This window comes from Citrobacter sp. Cpo030 (genome assembly GCF_030333005.1).
Classification (GTDB): Bacteria; Pseudomonadota; Gammaproteobacteria; order Enterobacterales; family Enterobacteriaceae; genus Citrobacter; species Citrobacter portucalensis.
Map to the genome: position 1 here is coordinate 11,729 of NZ_JAOWGT010000048.1, position 16,369 is coordinate 28,097.

The 16,369-nt window shown below is 52.2% G+C and carries 19 protein-coding genes; 6 read left to right on the forward strand and 13 right to left on the reverse strand.

The window, feature by feature from the left end:
• Window positions 1-333 precede the first annotated feature (333 nt).
• Both OGY37_RS06110 and OGY37_RS06115 read left to right on the forward strand, forming a co-directional pair.
• A complete protein-coding gene (locus OGY37_RS06110) occupies window positions 334-1,665 on the forward strand; it encodes an SLC5/6 family protein (RefSeq protein WP_003828582.1) in 1,332 nt (443 codons plus the stop codon).
• Between the two features lie 24 nt (window positions 1,666-1,689).
• Window positions 1,690-3,000, forward strand: a complete 1,311-nt coding sequence (locus tag OGY37_RS06115) for an L-cysteine desulfidase family protein (RefSeq protein WP_008785880.1) — start codon at window positions 1,690-1,692, stop codon at window positions 2,998-3,000.
• 54 nt (window positions 3,001-3,054) lie between these two features.
• On the opposite strand, the gene OGY37_RS06120 is transcribed toward OGY37_RS06115, so the two are convergent.
• Both OGY37_RS06120 and OGY37_RS06125 read right to left on the reverse strand, forming a co-directional pair.
• Complete coding sequence (locus tag OGY37_RS06120) at window positions 3,055-3,204, reverse strand: protein YhaL (RefSeq protein WP_003828578.1); 150 nt, start codon at window positions 3,202-3,204, stop codon at window positions 3,055-3,057.
• Between the two features lie 26 nt (window positions 3,205-3,230).
• Window positions 3,231-3,932, reverse strand: a complete 702-nt coding sequence (locus OGY37_RS06125; RefSeq protein WP_003024860.1) for a pirin family protein — start codon at window positions 3,930-3,932, stop codon at window positions 3,231-3,233.
• Between the two features lie 104 nt (window positions 3,933-4,036).
• Here OGY37_RS06125 and yhaJ point away from each other — a divergent pair, with 104 nt between their 5' ends.
• Entirely contained in the window at window positions 4,037-4,933 is an 897-nt protein-coding gene (gene yhaJ / locus OGY37_RS06130) for a DNA-binding transcriptional regulator YhaJ (RefSeq protein ID WP_003024855.1), read from the forward strand.
• 64 nt (window positions 4,934-4,997) lie between these two features.
• Here yhaJ and OGY37_RS06135 read toward each other — a convergent pair whose 3' ends face one another.
• From OGY37_RS06135 to OGY37_RS06185, 11 genes are all read right to left on the reverse strand, one after another.
• The gene (locus OGY37_RS06135; protein WP_003828575.1) at window positions 4,998-5,363 is read right to left on the reverse strand and encodes a DUF805 domain-containing protein; all 366 of its coding nucleotides are present in this window, start codon (window positions 5,361-5,363) and stop codon (window positions 4,998-5,000) included.
• Between the two features lie 125 nt (window positions 5,364-5,488).
• On the reverse strand, window positions 5,489-6,475 hold the full coding sequence (gene yqjG, locus OGY37_RS06140; protein WP_286620349.1) for a glutathionyl-hydroquinone reductase YqjG: 987 nt from the start codon (window positions 6,473-6,475) through the stop codon (window positions 5,489-5,491).
• 72 nt (window positions 6,476-6,547) lie between these two features.
• Complete coding sequence (locus tag OGY37_RS06145; protein ID WP_003024847.1) at window positions 6,548-6,940, reverse strand: DoxX family protein; 393 nt, start codon at window positions 6,938-6,940, stop codon at window positions 6,548-6,550.
• 173 nt (window positions 6,941-7,113) lie between these two features.
• A complete protein-coding gene (locus OGY37_RS06150) occupies window positions 7,114-7,413 on the reverse strand; it encodes a YqjK-like family protein (protein WP_003828569.1) in 300 nt (99 codons plus the stop codon).
• Complete coding sequence (locus OGY37_RS06155) at window positions 7,413-7,808, reverse strand: phage holin family protein (RefSeq protein ID WP_003828567.1); 396 nt, start codon at window positions 7,806-7,808, stop codon at window positions 7,413-7,415. Before OGY37_RS06155 ends, OGY37_RS06150 begins: the two co-directional genes overlap by 1 nt.
• 2 nt (window positions 7,809-7,810) lie before the next feature.
• On the reverse strand, window positions 7,811-8,116 hold the full coding sequence (locus tag OGY37_RS06160) for an ElaB/YgaM/YqjD family protein (protein WP_003024832.1): 306 nt from the start codon (window positions 8,114-8,116) through the stop codon (window positions 7,811-7,813).
• A 33-nt stretch (window positions 8,117-8,149) separates the two neighbouring features.
• The gene (locus tag OGY37_RS06165) at window positions 8,150-8,518 is read right to left on the reverse strand and encodes a DUF1090 domain-containing protein (protein ID WP_032934183.1); all 369 of its coding nucleotides are present in this window, start codon (window positions 8,516-8,518) and stop codon (window positions 8,150-8,152) included.
• Window positions 8,519-8,666: 148 nt separating this feature from the next.
• Entirely contained in the window at window positions 8,667-9,035 is a 369-nt protein-coding gene (gene mzrA / locus OGY37_RS06170; protein ID WP_162623447.1) for an EnvZ/OmpR regulon moderator MzrA, read from the reverse strand.
• Window positions 9,036-9,053: 18 nt separating this feature from the next.
• Window positions 9,054-9,716 carry a DedA family general envelope maintenance protein YqjA gene (gene yqjA, locus OGY37_RS06175; RefSeq protein ID WP_003828561.1) on the reverse strand — a complete coding sequence of 221 codons (663 nt, stop codon included), beginning with the start codon at window positions 9,714-9,716 and terminating at the stop codon, window positions 9,054-9,056.
• A gap of 348 nt (window positions 9,717-10,064) precedes the next feature.
• Window positions 10,065-10,841 (reverse strand): transcriptional regulator ExuR, encoded by a 777-nt coding sequence (gene exuR, locus OGY37_RS06180; RefSeq protein WP_003828559.1) that lies wholly within the window; start codon window positions 10,839-10,841, stop codon window positions 10,065-10,067.
• 134 nt (window positions 10,842-10,975) lie between these two features.
• On the reverse strand, window positions 10,976-12,277 hold the full coding sequence (locus OGY37_RS06185; protein ID WP_003828557.1) for an MFS transporter: 1,302 nt from the start codon (window positions 12,275-12,277) through the stop codon (window positions 10,976-10,978).
• 471 nt (window positions 12,278-12,748) lie between these two features.
• Here OGY37_RS06185 and uxaC point away from each other — a divergent pair, with 471 nt between their 5' ends.
• The 3 genes from uxaC to OGY37_RS06200 all read left to right on the forward strand — a co-directional run bounded on the left by uxaC (window position 12,749) and on the right by OGY37_RS06200 (window position 16,357).
• Window positions 12,749-14,161, forward strand: a complete 1,413-nt coding sequence (gene uxaC, locus OGY37_RS06190) for a glucuronate isomerase (RefSeq protein WP_003828556.1) — start codon at window positions 12,749-12,751, stop codon at window positions 14,159-14,161.
• Between the two features lie 15 nt (window positions 14,162-14,176).
• Window positions 14,177-15,664, forward strand: coding sequence for a UxaA family hydrolase (locus OGY37_RS06195; RefSeq protein ID WP_032945078.1), 1,488 nt, complete (start codon window positions 14,177-14,179; stop codon window positions 15,662-15,664).
• 138 nt (window positions 15,665-15,802) lie between these two features.
• Window positions 15,803-16,357, forward strand: a complete 555-nt coding sequence (locus OGY37_RS06200) for a YgjV family protein (protein ID WP_063941813.1) — start codon at window positions 15,803-15,805, stop codon at window positions 16,355-16,357.
• Window positions 16,358-16,369: the final 12 nt, after the last annotated feature.

Here is a 16,369-nt window from a genome sequence, read left to right on the forward strand (position 1 = left end):
GTGCGTTTGTAGGCCGGATAAGGCGTAAGCGCCGCCATCCGGCAATTAATGATTTAATCAACATAGCAGAATAAAAAAGGTGCACTTTAGTGCACCTTTTTTGTTGTGATCGGCTTCAAAAATAGAAATTACATTCTATATATGCATATAAAAGAGAAATTATTTCTTAACTTTTAGAAATTACAGGGGTTTTTTTGTGAAGTTTTTCTCTGATCCTGCGCGTATGATTTCTTCATTACTCCAATAGCTCACCTGCACCTAAGTACTGCGTATCGCATTGATGCAGTACGAAAAAAATATAAAAACCTCTACCTACAAATTGAGCGGAAAATTATGGAAACGGCAACGAATAGTAGCGTAATACTCGACGCATCTGCTCCGGCACGTCGGGCGGGAATGACCGAAAGCGAATGGCGCGAAGCTATTAAATTCGACAGCACGGATACCGGCTGGGTCATTATGAGTATCGGTATGGCAATTGGCGCGGGGATTGTTTTTCTTCCTGTCCAGGTAGGATTGATGGGGCTGTGGGTGTTCTTGCTCTCCTCTATCATCGGTTACCCAGCCATGTACCTGTTCCAGCGCCTGTTTATCAACACGCTGGCTGAGTCCCCAGAGTGTAAAGACTACCCGAGCGTGATCAGCGGCTATCTGGGTAAGAACTGGGGCATCCTGTTAGGTGCGTTGTATTTTGTGATGCTGGTTATCTGGATGTTCGTTTATTCCACCGCCATCACCAATGACAGCGCCTCTTATCTGCACACGTTTGGTGTGACGGAAGGTTTACTGTCCGACAGCCCGTTCTATGGCCTGGTACTGATTTGCATCCTGGTGGCTATCTCGTCACGCGGGGAACAAATGCTGTTTAAAATCTCCACCGGTATGGTACTGACCAAGCTGCTGGTTGTGGCAGCGCTTGGCGTGTCGATGGTAGGGATGTGGCATCTGCATAACGCAGGTTCACTGCCGCCGATGGCGCTGCTGATCAAAAATGCGATCATCACTCTGCCGTTTACGCTGACCTCGATTCTGTTTATTCAGACCTTAAGCCCGATGGTTATCTCATACCGTTCACGCAACAAATCCATCGAAGTGGCGCGCCATAAAGCTCTGCGTGCCATGAACATCGCGTTCGGTATTCTGTTTGTTACCGTCTTTTTCTACGCCGTTTCCTTCACATTGGCGATGGGCCACGACGAAGCGGTTAAAGCTTATGAGCAGAACATTTCCGCTCTGGCGATTGCCGCGCAATTTATCAATGGTGCGGGTGCTGGCTGGGTGAAAATCGTCAGCGTTATTCTGAACATTTTCGCCGTTATGACCGCTTTCTTCGGTGTCTACTTAGGTTTCCGTGAAGCGACTCAAGGGATCGTGATGAACATTCTGCGCCGCTATATGCCGGCTGAGAAAATCAACGAAACCTTTGTTCAGCGCGGCATTATGATTTTTGCCATCCTGCTGGCCTGGAGCGCAATTGTGCTCAACGCGCCGGTACTGAGCTTCACCTCTATTTGTAGCCCTATCTTCGGCATGGTGGGTTGTCTGATCCCGGCCTGGCTGGTCTACAAAGTTCCTGCACTGCACAAATACAAAGGCGCTTCCCTGTATCTGATTATTTTCACGGGCCTGCTGTTGTGCGTTTCTCCGTTCCTGGCATTTTCCTGAGATATTTGAGCAAAGGTTGTTGTTATGTTTGAGACTACATTGAATCCATTATGGGATAGTTTTATCCGCGCAGTGCAGGAAGAAGTTAAGCCTGCGTTGGGCTGCACAGAACCTATCTCTCTGGCTCTGGCGGCGGCGGTTGCATCCTCTGAGCTGGACGGCGCGGTTGAACGCATTGACGCGTGGGTCTCACCGAACCTGATGAAAAACGGCATGGGCGTTACCGTGCCGGGTACCGGAATGGTCGGGTTACCTGTCGCGGCGGCGCTGGGTGCGCTGGGGGGAAATGCCCGTGCCGGTTTAGAGGTACTGAAAGATGCGTCGCCACAAGCGATCGCCGATGCAAAAGCGATGCTGAGCGCTGGCAAGGTTGCGGTGATGCTGCAGGAGCCTTGCGAGGATATCCTCTTTTCCCGCGCGAAGGTTTACAGCGCTGAAGGATGGGCGTGCGTGACGATTGTGGGCGGTCATACCAACATTGTGCACATCGAGACCAATAAGGGCGTAGTGTTCACCACAGAACAGAATGCTCAGGAAGAGGAACAGGAGTCGCCGCTGGCGGTGTTGTCTCACACCTCGCTGGAAGAGATTCTGGCGTTCGTGAACGCGGTACCGTTTGAGTCGATCCGCTTTATCCTCGATGCGGCAAAACTGAACGGTGCGCTGTCTCAGGAAGGACTGCGCGGTAACTGGGGATTGCACATCGGAACCACGCTTGAGAAGCAGTGTGCGCGTGGCCTGCTGGCGAACGATCTCTCCACCTCTATTCTAATCCGCACCAGTGCGGCATCGGATGCGCGAATGGGCGGGGCGACTCTGCCGGCCATGAGCAACTCCGGCTCCGGTAATCAGGGCATTACCGCGACTGTTCCAGTGATGGTGGTGGCCGAGCACTTTGGCGCGGATGAGGAGAAACTGGCACGTGCGCTAATGTTGTCTCATCTGAGCGCTATCTACATCCATCATCAACTTCCGCGTTTGTCTGCACTGTGTGCAGCAACCACGGCGGCGATGGGGGCAGCAGCGGGGATGGCATGGATCGTAGATGGTCGCTACAACACCATCGCGATGGCGATCAGCAGCATGATTGGCGACGTGAGCGGAATGATATGCGATGGCGCTTCAAACAGCTGCGCGATGAAAGTCTCAACCAGTGCTTCCGCGGCGTGGAAAGCGGTGCTGATGGCGCTGGATGATACTGCTGTAACCGGCAACGAAGGGATTGTGGCGCATAACGTGGAACAATCTATCGCTAACCTGTGTGCGCTGGCGTGTCGTTCAATGCAGGAAACCGACAAGCAGATTATTGAGATCATGGCCAGTAAGGCACATTAATCTATAGGCCGGGTAAGGCGTTGCCGCTACCCGGCATAAGTCTAAGCCGCCTGTTCAGGCGGCTTCTTCGTCTTCCAGCCGTAGTTCGGCATCGGCCACAATTGCTTCCAGCTCTGTCAGCATTTCTTCATAGCCGAAGGTAACTGTTTCCTGTTTTTTCGGCTCAACCTGAGGCTGGCGTTTTTTTGATGATTTCTTGCTCAATAGTCGTACTCCATTGTTTTCCCTGACTATACGGGCAAATCTATCAGCAAAGCGCGCAGCGGGGTATCGGCGACTAACGTTATGTTAGTTTCGTCACGAATAAATGCCCCATCGCCACAGGTGAGTGCTTCTTTTTCGGCGCCAGACGTCACCGCATGGAATCTGCCGTGAATCGACTGTAAATAAGCACGTGGCCCATGTAACTGAAAACTCAACGATTCACCTTGCTGCAGCTCAACGTGGTGCACCCATACCTGTTGGCGCAGATGCAGGCTGCCTTGTTCACCGTCCGGCGAGGCCAGCAACTGATGCTTACCGGTGCCCAGCGTGGCTTTCTGTACACAGGCGTTTTCACGCTGCGGGCAGGCGTCCAGCCAGAGCTGCATCCGGGTTAACGGTTTGTCTTTGCTGATATTGTGTTCGCTATAGCTAATCCCGGGCTGTGTCGCGAGCAGCAAAACTTCACCTGCTTTGGCCTTGATATGGTTGCCTTCGCTGTCTCGGTACTCCGCTTCCCCTTCGAGGATCAGATTGACGATATCCACCTTCGGATAGGTCCGTGGCTGGAAAGAGGCCCCCGGTGCCAGAACTTCCTGGTTCAGAACACGCAGCGAGGCATAACCCAGCAGTTTAGGATCAAAATAGTGTCCAAAGGAGAAGGTATAACGGGCCTGCAGCCAGCCGTAGTCTGCTTGCCCGCATTGTTTGGCTGTACGGGTAGTAATCATAGTTCTTGACCTCTCTTTACTTCCTTTTATGTTAAATGGCTAGACGCTGCATTGTTAGCCAGATATTCTGCCCGGTATGTTCAAATTTCCTGAATGAGAACGAGATGGCCAAAGAAAGGGCTTTAACGCTTGAAGCGTTACGCGTCATGGACGCAATAGACAGGCGCGGTAGTTTTGCTGCTGCGGCAGATGAACTGGGACGCGTTCCTTCCGCACTTAGCTATACCATGCAGAAGCTGGAGGAAGAGCTGGACGTGGTGCTGTTTGACCGTTCAGGCCACCGCACAAAATTCACTAACGTTGGGCGTATGCTGCTGGAGCGTGGGCGCGTACTGCTGGAAGCTGCGGATAAACTGACCACCGATGCCGAAGCATTGGCTCGCGGTTGGGAAACGCATCTGACCATCGTAACCGAAGCGCTGGTGCCGACGGCGGCGTTTTTCCCGCTGATCGACAGGCTTGCCGGGAAGGCCAATACCCAGCTTTCCGTTATTACCGAAGTTCTGGCCGGGGCGTGGGAGCGTCTTGAGCAGGGGCGGGCGGATATCGTGATTGCGCCGGATATGCATTTTCGCTCATCCTCAGAAATCAACTCGCGCAAGCTGTACTCGCTGATGAACGTCTATGTAGCGGCCCCGGATCATCCCATCCATCAGGAGCCGGAACCGTTATCGGAAGTCACCCGCGTTAAATACCGTGGGATCGCGGTGGCGGATACCGCCCGTGAACGTCCGGTGCTGACGGTTCAACTGCTGGATAAGCAGCCGCGTCTGACGGTGAGTACGATAGAAGATAAACGTCAGGCGCTGTTGGCAGGACTTGGCGTGGCGACGATGCCGTACCCGCTGGTGGAAGAGGATATTGCGGCTGGTCGGCTGCGGGTCGTTAGTCCGGAATCGACAAGCGAGATAGATATTATTATGGCCTGGCGTCGTGACAGCATGGGCGAGGCGAAATCCTGGTGTCTGCGGGAAATCCCCAAGCTGTTTGCGGGTAAATAGTCTGACTGTTCCGCCGGATGCGGTGCAATTGCACCTTATCCGGCCTACAAAAGGGTGTATGACGTCAGGATGGTTGTTTAGGGTCAGCGCCGAAGCGGTTGCTCCCTTGAGTCCCGTTTTGGCAGTTGAAAATGATGATCACCAGCCAGCCTACGATCGGGATCAGCAGCACCAGTAGCCACCAGGCTGAACGATCGGTGTCATGTAAACGCCGGAACTGTACTGCCCACCACGGAATAAAGACCAGAACCCCGTAAATCGTCGTTAATATGCCTTCTCCACCGGCGCGCTCCCAGCCAAACATTCTGTCCAGAATACCCAGCACGAACGTGAAGATGATGTTGACCAGCACAAACATCCAGTATTCTTTACGACGCGCGCGGCCACCAAAACCAAAGTAATTCTTTAATACGTTTAAATACCAATCCATTTTTGCCTCGTTCTGCATTCAATTACTTGTTTTTAAAGCAATCAAATTAAGAATAGCTGTGAATGAAATGATGGTAAATATTTGCGGTATTAATTATTTAGCCCCCAGATGGGGGCCAGTGTAAATCAGGCGAAACGCTCGTCACGCCCGTGGGGTTCGTTGAGGTCCTGCCACGGCCCAACAGAAATAATGCCGGTTGGGTTAATGGTTTTGTGGCTACGGAAGTAGTGATTGCGGATATGATCGAAATTGACGGTTTCCGCAATACCCGGCATCTGGTAGATATCACGCAGGAAACCGTACAGGTTCAGATAGTCGCTAATCCGGTGTTTGTCGCACTTGAAGTGGGTGACATACACGGGATCAAAGCGTACCAGCGTGGTCCACAGGCGAATGTCGGCCTCGGTTAACTGGTCGCCGGTCAGGTAACGATGTTGCCCAAGGATCTGCTCCAGTCGTGCCAGAGATTGAAAGACGTTATCCACGGCGTCGTCGTAGGCTTCCTGACTGGTGGCAAATCCGGCTTTATACACACCGTTATTAACGTTGTCATAAATCCAGCCGTTCAGCTCGTCGATTTTGCTTTGCAGGGCAGGGGGATAGTAATCTCCGGCTTTCGCGCCCAGCGCATCAAACGCGGTGTTAAACATGCGGATGATTTCTGCAGATTCGTTGCTGACAATAGTGTGGTTCTTTTTGTCCCACAGTACCGGAACGGTCACCCGACCACTGTAGTGCGGATCGGCGTGTAAATAGAGCTGATAAAGAAATTCGTGCTGATACAAGGTATCGCCGGTTGCCGCCGGGAAGTTGTCGTTAAAGGTCCAGCCGTTTTCCAGCATCAGCGGATGCACAACGGAAACGGAAATAAACGGTTCCAGCCCTTTGAGTTTACGCAAAATCAGTGTGCGATGCGCCCACGGACAGGCCAGAGAAACGTACAGATGATAGCGGTCTTTTTCGGCAGCAAAGCCACCTTCACCGGTCGGGCCAGGCGCGCCATCCGCGGTGAGCCAGTTACGGAAAGCCGATGCAGAACGTTGAAATTTTCCACCGGTTGATTTGGTATCGTACCAGGTGTCATGCCAGACGCCGTCAATCAGTTGTCCCATGATTTTCGCCTCCTCAGATAGCAAAAGCGAGGAGATATCTCCTCGCTTTTTGATGTGTTCAGTATAGCTTGATTACCACTTTTTATTCAGCACGCGGTCGATACTAAATGCGCCTGGACCGGTGATAGCCAGCAGCAGGAAACCGCCTGCGATGGTCAGGTTTTTCATGAACATCAGGGAGTTCACACCTTCCGCAAAGTTGCTGTGGAAGAGGAACGCTGTCAGCAATGTGAAGCCTGCGGTGAACAGCGCAGTTGTACGGGTCAGGAAACCGAACAGAATTGCCAGACCGCCACCAAACTCAAGCAGAATCACCAGCGGCAGCATAAATCCTGGGACGCCCATGGCTTCCATGTACTGTTGGGTACCCGCATATCCGGTGATTTTTCCCCAACCTGCGGTAATAAACAGGATTGGCATCAGAATGCGCGCTACCAGTACACCAACATCTTCTAATTTCTTCATCATACTCTCCAGGAAACCACTCAGGCGGCTTATTGTGTTTTTTTGTGCATCGACGCTGCAGAGCACGTCGTTGCTGTCGATGGAGAGAATCATAAACGTGCTTAATGAGAATTGTTAGCAAGGAAAACTGTCAGTATTTTTCAAAAATTTTGAGGTTGGGGGTAAGTAAAGGATTAGCCGCGCAGTTGCTGCTGTCTGATGGTCGATTTCACCAGACGCCAGATACTCCAGACGCTAAAGCCGCGCTTAGCCCAGCGTACCAGCAGATTCGGGTTGCGGATGGTGCGAACCGCCATAATACTGCTCCCGACCAACACCCAGCCACGCAGGTTCAGTAGCGTCTTCCAGCCACGATCGTAGACCTCGGTGGCTTCCAGCCAGTCGCGGCGAGTCGCAGACAGATCCAGCCGTTGCTGCTGGATCTGTCCAAGCAGTTGCGCCTTACGCTTTTGACGTTCGACTTTGCTGCTCATTATGCATCATCCTCCAGGGCTTGCCTGTCATTAGCGAGTTCCTGGCGTGTATGGCGTAGCAGCGTTGTTTTACGTGCTTTACGCAGCGTCCATATCCCGCCAATCAGCGCTAACAGCAACAGCACAACGGTGGTGGCAATCATGGCGTTCAGGCGGTATTGAGGGTCAATGGCCCAGATGATAAGCACCATCAGGCTCATCAGGCCAAACGCCGCGAACAGCATAGTCAGCCCAAGCATCAGCAGGATCTGGATGAGATTGGCTTTTTCCTCTTCCAGCTCAACGACGGCCAGCCGCAGCCGTGTTTCTACGATCTCAACGAGAATCGTCAGGATCCGCTGTCCAATACCCAGTACGCCTTTGCCTGGACCTTGTGCGTGTTGAGAATCAGCCATTGTTAACGGCGCGACAGCAGTACACCAAGCACCACACCGACTGCAGCGCCAATGCCGACGCCTGTCCATGGGTTTTCGCGCACGTAGTTATCGGCTTTAGCCGCGGCCTCACGGGTCTGTTTGGCAATTACATCGCTGGTTTCACTCAGACGATGGCGGCTCTCGCGCAGCGCATGTTCGGCTTTGCTGCGAATTTTACTCATCTCTTCCTTCGACTTATCGCCAGAGGAGCTAAGTACTTCTTCAAGCGTATCCGCAAGAGATTTCAGCTCAGCGCGCAGGTTTTCCGTAGCATTATCTTTCGACATAGTTTTCTCCAGTTGAGTGGCTAGTTACCGTACTTAGTAATCGCGGGTCTCGAGTTCTTTTAGCTCTTGCTGAGCTTCAGCAAGCTTGTGTTCACGCTTTGCTACCTTCTCCGCATCGCCTTTTTGCTTAGCTTCGGCTAAGTCACGTTGACGCTCGGCAATCTCATTTTTCTGCTCGGCGATCTTTTTCTGATGGTTGGCGCGCAGTTTGCTGTCAGTACAGTTTGCTCTGACTTCGCTCAGCGCTTTGTTCAGCCCATTGATACGGCTCTGATTGTTGTGTTTTTCGGCATAGCTAATCTCCCGCTGAATGTCTTGTTCTTTTTCCTGACAGAGGGTGGTGGCGTAGCTGCCGGCACTGAGAGCGAAAAGGCTAATTGCCAAAGCGATGCGGTATTTCATTCTTGAACCTTCCATTGTGATTCGACCTCGTCGTTTAGGGTCGATGCTCCAGAATAATAAAACGTTGGGTCATAAACCCAGTTTATTAATCATAGGCGCTAAACGGTGAAATCACCAAAGTGAGTGATCTAATTCAGATTTCTGGAAATTAACCAAAACGGTGTGGGGTCTCACGTAAGCGGGATAACCACTGAACCGCCTGATTATTATCATCCTGCTGAGCGATAACGAAACCGTGCGGTAACGTTCGATCCAGTACGACCTTTGCCGCTGCGCTCTGTGCACTGGAATCAAAGGTAATCAGCAGGGCGTCATTTTGCGGAGTGATGCTTTTAAAACGAATGCCGTTGGCATCCAGGTGATGCCAGATAGAGAAGCCATCAGGCATGCTGGCTCCCTGGTTTACGGCACGAATGGCAAGCGTTGACTCCTGCTGGCGAATGACCGACCAGGTCAGGAGCAACGCGCCGATGAACAACATAAAAGTGGTGGACCAGGCAAGTCGTCGGAGCGTTATGCATGATTTCAGCATAATTTACCCTCGGTTCCCGTATTTCTTTTTCCAAAGAACAACCAGTGAACCTGCCAGACCAAACACCAGTAACACCACAGGAAGCAGCATCAGGCAAGACATCAGCTGATCTTCATATTTGAGAAACACCGGTGTTTTGCCCAGCAGATAGCCCAGCGATGTGAGAATAAGGACCCAAAGCAGTCCGCTCATCCAGTTGAAGAACTGAAAGCGCGCATTGTTCAGGCCGGACAATCCTGCGATGGTCGGCAGTAATGTTCTGACAAACGCGATAAAGCGGCCGACCAGCAGCGCAGACAAGCCATGCTTATGGAACAGATGATGCGCACGCTGATGATAATGTGCAGGAAGATGAGATAACCAGTTTTGCACGGTGCGGGTATTACCCAACCATCGACCTTGTATATAGCTGAGCCAGCAACCAAGGCTGGCTGCGGTGGTGAGCAGCAGTACCGTTTGCGGAAAACCCATTGCGCCTTTGGCAATAAGTACGCCGACCAGTACCAGCAAGCTGTCGCCAGGTAAAAAGGCTGCTGGCAGCAGTCCGTTTTCCAGAAACAAAATCGTAAAGAGTACAAAATAGAGCATGCCAATCATGGAAGGATTGGCCAGCGTTTCAAAATCCTGAGCCCATAAAGCATTTAGTAATTGAGTCAGTAGTTCCATTCAATATTCCTGGAGAATCGGTTGTCGTCATGCCGGTTTTCTGGATTTTGTAACACCACGATTTTATTAATATTTTTTACATGACTTGTGGTCTGTTACAAACTCACGGCCTGAACTATTCCCTGTAAAGTTGTGAAGTTAGCAAGCTCTTAAACACAAAAATTCAAACAGCATCTAATTGTAACAAAGGTCAACGTAGTCCGTTATAGAAATTACGGTTGTTGAACTGTGATTTTGCTTATCGCAATGGAGGGAGGCGAGAGGATTTACACAGGCTGACACTTTATACCTAACGCTTACCAAGTGTCAGAAACAGGCGCGTGGTCGCGCCTGCATTGATAAGATTGTTTATTTTGCGCTGTTAGCCGCTGTATCGAGGTGAACGACCGGATTTTCGGTAAATAGATAACGGTCTGCATTGAACTCAAAATCATCGCTGGTTTCGTTAAACAGCATCTGCTTCGTGTTCTCAAGATGCTGCCACATCGCCAGTTTGGCGGCATGAGGATCTTTGCGAATCAGCGCCCGAAGGATCTGGTCATGGTCATCACACCAGTTATCAACCGTGCGCAGGTCGATGTGGTCGTGCAATTTCTTCCAGTAGGGGTTGTGAATACGCTGAGTCCACATTTTTTCAACAATCGCGGCCAGAGCCGAGTTCTGCGTTGCCAGGGCGACCTGCACATGGAACTGGAGATCCCACTCGGAGTCACGAAAGCTTTTTTCGTTACGTGATTTCTCCTGAATCTCCATCAGCTTCATGATGTCCTGTTTGGTCACCTGGGTGGCGGCAAACTCGGCAATGTTACTCTCAATGAGCTGACGCGCCTGGAGCAGCTCGAAAGGACCGTAGCTGGCAAATTCCAGGTTTTCATCTGGCGCAACATAATGTCTGGGTTGGTTGGAAATGACGTGGATCCCCGATCCTTTGCGCACCTCAACGTAGCCCTCAACCTCAAGCATGATAATTGCTTCACGAACCACGGTACGGCTGACATTTTTTTCATCGGCGATAAAGCGCTCGGCGGGGAGTTTGTCACCCACCAGATAGACGCCCTGCTCAATGCGTTCTTTCAGATCAGCAGCAAGTTGTTGGTACAAACGTCGTGGTTCGGTGATTTCCATATGCGCTCCAGGCATGATACGGCAGACTATATTTGTTATACCACTTTTGCGATTACTGCTCCACTCGCGGCGATAAAAAAGCCGCCAGATAACTGGCGGCTTCGCATTATATACCCTTGATGAACAACAGCGGGTTAATTTTGCGGAGCGGGATCGCCTGTCTGTGAGCCCGAATCGACTTCGCTGGCCGATTTGTTTTGCAAGACCGTCCAGATAACGAGTGCGCCGAGCAGGTCGAATACCGCCAGTACGGCGAACAGCGGGCTAAAGCCGATAGTGTCAGCCAGTGCGCCAACAACCAGTGCAAACAGCGTACTTGCAAGCCAGGCGGACATACCGGTCAGGCCGTTTGCCGTTGCCACTTCATTACGACCAAATACGTCAGAAGAAAGCGTAATCAGCGCACCGGATAGCGCCTGGTGAGCAAAGCCGCCGACGCACAGCAGGGCGATAGCAATGTACGGGCTGGTGAACAGACCAATCATCCCTGGGCCAATCATCAGCAATGCGCCCATGGTAACGACCATTTTACGTGAAACGATCAGGTTAACGCCGAACCAGCGCTGGAACAGAGGCGGTAAGTAGCCCCCAACGATACAGCCCAGGTCAGCAAACAGCATCGGCATCCATGCAAACATCGCAATCTCTTTCAGGTTAAAGCCGTAGACTTTAAACATGAACAGCGGGATCCAGGCGTTGAAGGTACCCCAGGCCGGCTCAGCCAGGAAACGCGGCAGCGCGATGCCCCAGAACTGGCGGTTACGCAGGATCTGACCGAGCGACATTTTTTTCGAGGTCGCGTTTTTATGCTGTGATTCCTGACCATTCAGAATGTAATCACGTTCTTCATCAGACAGTTTTTTCTGGTCGCGCGGGTGTTTGTAGAACACAAGCCAGCACATCGCCCAGATGAAGCTCAACGCACCGGAAATAATGAATGCCATCTGCCAGCTGTGCATGACGATTGCCCAGACGACCAGCGGCGGAGCAATCATCGCACCGATTGAAGAGCCGACGTTAAAGTACCCCACGGCAATTGAACGTTCTTTTGCCGGGAACCACTCAGAACTGGCTTTCAGACCCGCAGGGATCATTGCGGCTTCAGCGGCACCTACTGCGCCACGCGCCAGTGCCAGTCCACCCCAACTGCCAGCCAGTGCGGTCGCGCCACAGAAGACGGCCCACAGAACGGCGAACATCGCGTAACCAACTTTTGTGCCGAGCACATCGAGCACGTAGCCGGCAACGGGTTGCATTACGGTGTAAGCAGCAGAATACGCTGCGATGATATAGGAATACTGTTGAGTGGAGATGTGTAACTCTTCCATCAGAGTTGGCGCAGCTGCCGCCACAGTGTTACGTGTCAGGTAACCCAGCACGGTGCCAAGCGTCACCAGTGCAATCATGTACCAACGTAACCCTTTAATTTTACGCATGTAAAACCTCATCGTTTTGTTATGTCCGCGAACGAGCGGTCATCTTCCAGTTCAGGGCGGAGGATGTTCTTTTACGAGGGGGGACCGAAAAAAAGCCGGTACTCCCCGAACTTTGCCATGTCAATAATTGTGCTAATTCGGTTTCCGTACCGGTCAATCCGATGGTTATACATCGGTAATTTGCATTCCGTCGGCTTATGTATCGCGACGGCCAAAAGATAACTTGTCATACAGCTTTAAAAGGTGAGTGCCATCACAAAAGTGTGAATCTTCGTGTGGTCATTATTTCGATTCAGCAAAGCCAGCACTGGCGCGGCTTGACGCGTGATTTACCTCTTTGAGAGTAATTTTTTTGTCACCATTTGTTGATCTAACTCACGAAAATATCTTCAGTGTATGGAAATTGGTGTGATAACTTTGTCAACATCAAAACATAAGCAATCTGACGCACTCGTTGAGAGGAAGACGATAATGACCCCGTTTATGACTGAAGATTTCCTGCTGGACACCGAATTTGCCCGCCGTCTGTACCATGATTACGCCAAAGACCAGCCGATCTTCGATTACCACTGCCATTTACCACCGCAACAAATCGCTGAAAACTACCGTTTTAGTAACCTGTATGACATCTGGCTGAAGGGTGATCACTACAAATGGCGTGCGATGCGTACCAATGGCGTCGCTGAGCGCTTGTGTACCGGCGATGCGTCCGATCGCGAGAAGTTTGACGCATGGGCCGCTACGGTTCCGCACACTATCGGTAACCCGCTGTACCACTGGACCCACCTCGAATTACGTCGCCCGTTTGGTATTACAGGTAAGCTGCTTTCTCCTGCGACTGCTGATGAAATCTGGAACCAATGCAACGAGCTGCTGGCGCAGGATAAATTCTCCGCGCGCGGCATCATGCAGCAGATGAATGTGAAAATGGTCGGCACTACCGATGACCCGATCGACTCTCTGGAGCATCATGCGGCCGTTGCTAAAGACGGTACCTTTGATGTGAAAGTGCTGCCGAGCTGGCGTCCGGATAAAGCCTTTAACATTGAGCTGGCGACCTTTAATGACTACATGGCGAAGCTCGGTGAAGTGTCTGACACGGATATCCGCCGCTTCAGCGATCTGCAAGCTGCACTGACCAAACGTCTGGATCACTTCGCGGCTCACGGCTGTAAGGTTTCTGACCACGCGCTGGACGTGGTGCTGTTTGCCGAATCTAACGAATCTGAACTGGATAGCATTCTGGCGCGTCGCCTGGCGGGTGAAACCCTGAGTGAGCATGAAGTTGCCCAGTTTAAAACCGCCGTGCTGGTGTTCCTTGGTGCGGAATATGCTCGTCGCGAATGGGTACAGCAGTACCACATCGGTGCGCTGCGTAATAACAACCTGCGTCAGTTCAAACTGTTGGGCGCGGATGTTGGCTTCGACTCCATCAATGACCGTCCGATGGCTGAAGAACTGTCCAAACTGCTGAGCAAGCAGAACGAACAGAACCTGCTGCCGAAAACCATTCTCTACTGCCTGAACCCGCGTGATAACGAAGTGCTGGGCACCATGATCGGCAACTTCCAGGGCGAAGGTATGCCGGGCAAGATGCAGTTCGGTTCCGGCTGGTGGTTCAACGATCAGAAAGACGGGATGGAACGTCAGATGACGCAGCTGGCCCAGCTCGGCCTGCTGAGCCGTTTCGTCGGCATGCTGACCGATAGCCGTAGCTTCTTGTCATACACGCGCCATGAATACTTCCGTCGCATTCTGTGCCAGATGATTGGCCGTTGGGTTGCTGCAGGTGAAGCACCGGCAGATATCCAGTTGCTGGGTGAAATGGTCAGAAATATTTGCTTTAACAATGCGCGTGATTACTTCGCCATTGAACTGAACTAAGGCCCGGGTGAAGGTATGCAATACATCAAGATCCATGCGCTGGATAACGTCGCGGTAGCGCTCGCTGATTTGGCTGAAGGAACCGAAGTCACCGTTGATGGGCAGGCGGTAACCCTGCGTCAGGCGGTCTCTCGTGGCCATAAATTCGCTTTACGTGATATTGCGAAAGGCGAAAACGTCATTAAATACGGTTTGCCAATTGGCCATACGCTGGTGGACGTTGCGGCGGGTGAGCATATTCATGCTCACAACACGCGCACCAATCTGAGCGACCTGGACACGTATAGCTACCACCCTGATTTTCAGGCGGAAGTTGCACAACCGGCGGATCGCGATGTGCAGATCTACCGTCGTGCCAACGGCGATGTTGGCGTGCGCAACGAACTGTGGATCCTACCGACGGTAGGCTGTGTTAACGCCATGGCGCGCCAGATGCAGAACCGTTTTCTGAAAGAGACTAACGACGCCGAAGGAATCGACGGCGTGCATCTCTTCAGCCACACCTACGGCTGTTCACAGCTCGGCGACGACCACATTAACACCCGCACCATGCTGCAAAACATGGTGCGTCACCCGAATGCGGGTGCGGTGCTGGTGGTTGGCCTTGGTTGTGAAAACAACCAGGTTGATGCCTTCCGCGAAACCTTAGGCGAGTACGATCCTGAGCGCGTTCACTTCATGGTCTGCCAACATCAGGAAGACGAAGTGGAAGCGGGGATTGAACATCTTCACCAGTTGTACAACGTGATGCGTAACGATAAGCGTGAACCGGGTAAGCTGGGCGAGCTGAAGTTTGGTCTGGAATGCGGCGGCTCTGACGGCCTGTCCGGTATTACCGCCAACCCGATGCTGGGGCGTTTTTCTGACTACGTGATTGCTAACGGCGGCACCACCGTACTGACCGAAGTACCGGAAATGTTCGGCGCCGAGCAGCTGCTGATGGACCACTGCCGCGATGAAGAAACGTTTGGCAAGCTGGTCACCATGGTCAATGACTTCAAGCAGTACTTCATTGCTCACGACCAGCCGATCTACGAGAACCCATCGCCGGGCAACAAAGCGGGCGGTATCACCACGCTGGAAGATAAATCTCTCGGCTGCACGCAAAAAGCAGGCTCCAGCCAGGTGGTGGACGTACTGCGCTACGGCGAACGCCTGAAGACGCATGGTCTGAACCTGCTGAGCGCACCGGGTAACGATGCGGTGGCGACCAGTGCCCTGGCGGGCGCGGGCTGTCATATGGTGCTGTTCAGTACCGGTCGCGGTACACCTTACGGTGGTTTTGTGCCGACGGTGAAAATTGCCACCAACAGCGAGCTGGCGGCGAAGAAAAAGCACTGGATCGATTTTGACGCTGGACAGTTGATCCATGGTAAAGCGATGCCTCAGTTGCTGGAAGAATTTGTCGATACCATCGTCGAGTTCGCCAACGGCAAGCAAACCTGCAACGAGCGGAATGATTTTAGAGAGTTAGCGATATTTAAAAGCGGCGTAACGTTGTAGTAAATACCTGATGGTACCTGCATGCAGGTCTGCGCAAACCGTAGGCCTGATAAGCGCAGCGCCATCAGGCACAAACCGTTGCCGGATGGTGGCGAACTCGCCTTATCCGGCCTACGAGATAGAATTGGGGTTGCTTGCATGACCGCGTATTGGCTGGCCCAGGGCGTAGGTGTCATCGCCTTTCTGATCGGTATTACCACCTTTTTCAATCGCGATGAGCGCCGGTTCCGGCTGCAACTCGCTGTCTATAGCGCCACCATCGGCGTGCATTTTTTCCTGATGGGTGCCTGGCCTGCGGGAATGAGCGCAGAACTCAACACCATCCGCACACTTGTCTCAATGCATACCCGCAAACTGTGGGTAATGACCGTTTTTATTGTCCTCACCCTGGTTCTCGGGCTGGCGAAATTACAGCATGCGATGGAGCTATTGCCAATAATTGGCACGCTGGCCAGCACCTGGGCGCTGTTTCGCTGCAAAGGGTTAACCGTGCGCTGCGTCATGTGGTGCGCAACCGCCTGTTGGGTTATCCATAATTTCTGGCTAGGGTCGATTGGTGGGACGATGATCGAAGGGAGTTTTCTGGTAATGAACGGCCTGAACATTATTCGTTTCCGGCGGATGCAAAAACGCGGAATTGATCCGTTCAAAATTGAAAAAAGCGCACAAGAAGAGAACCCCTCCGCCCGATGACGGAGGGGCGTA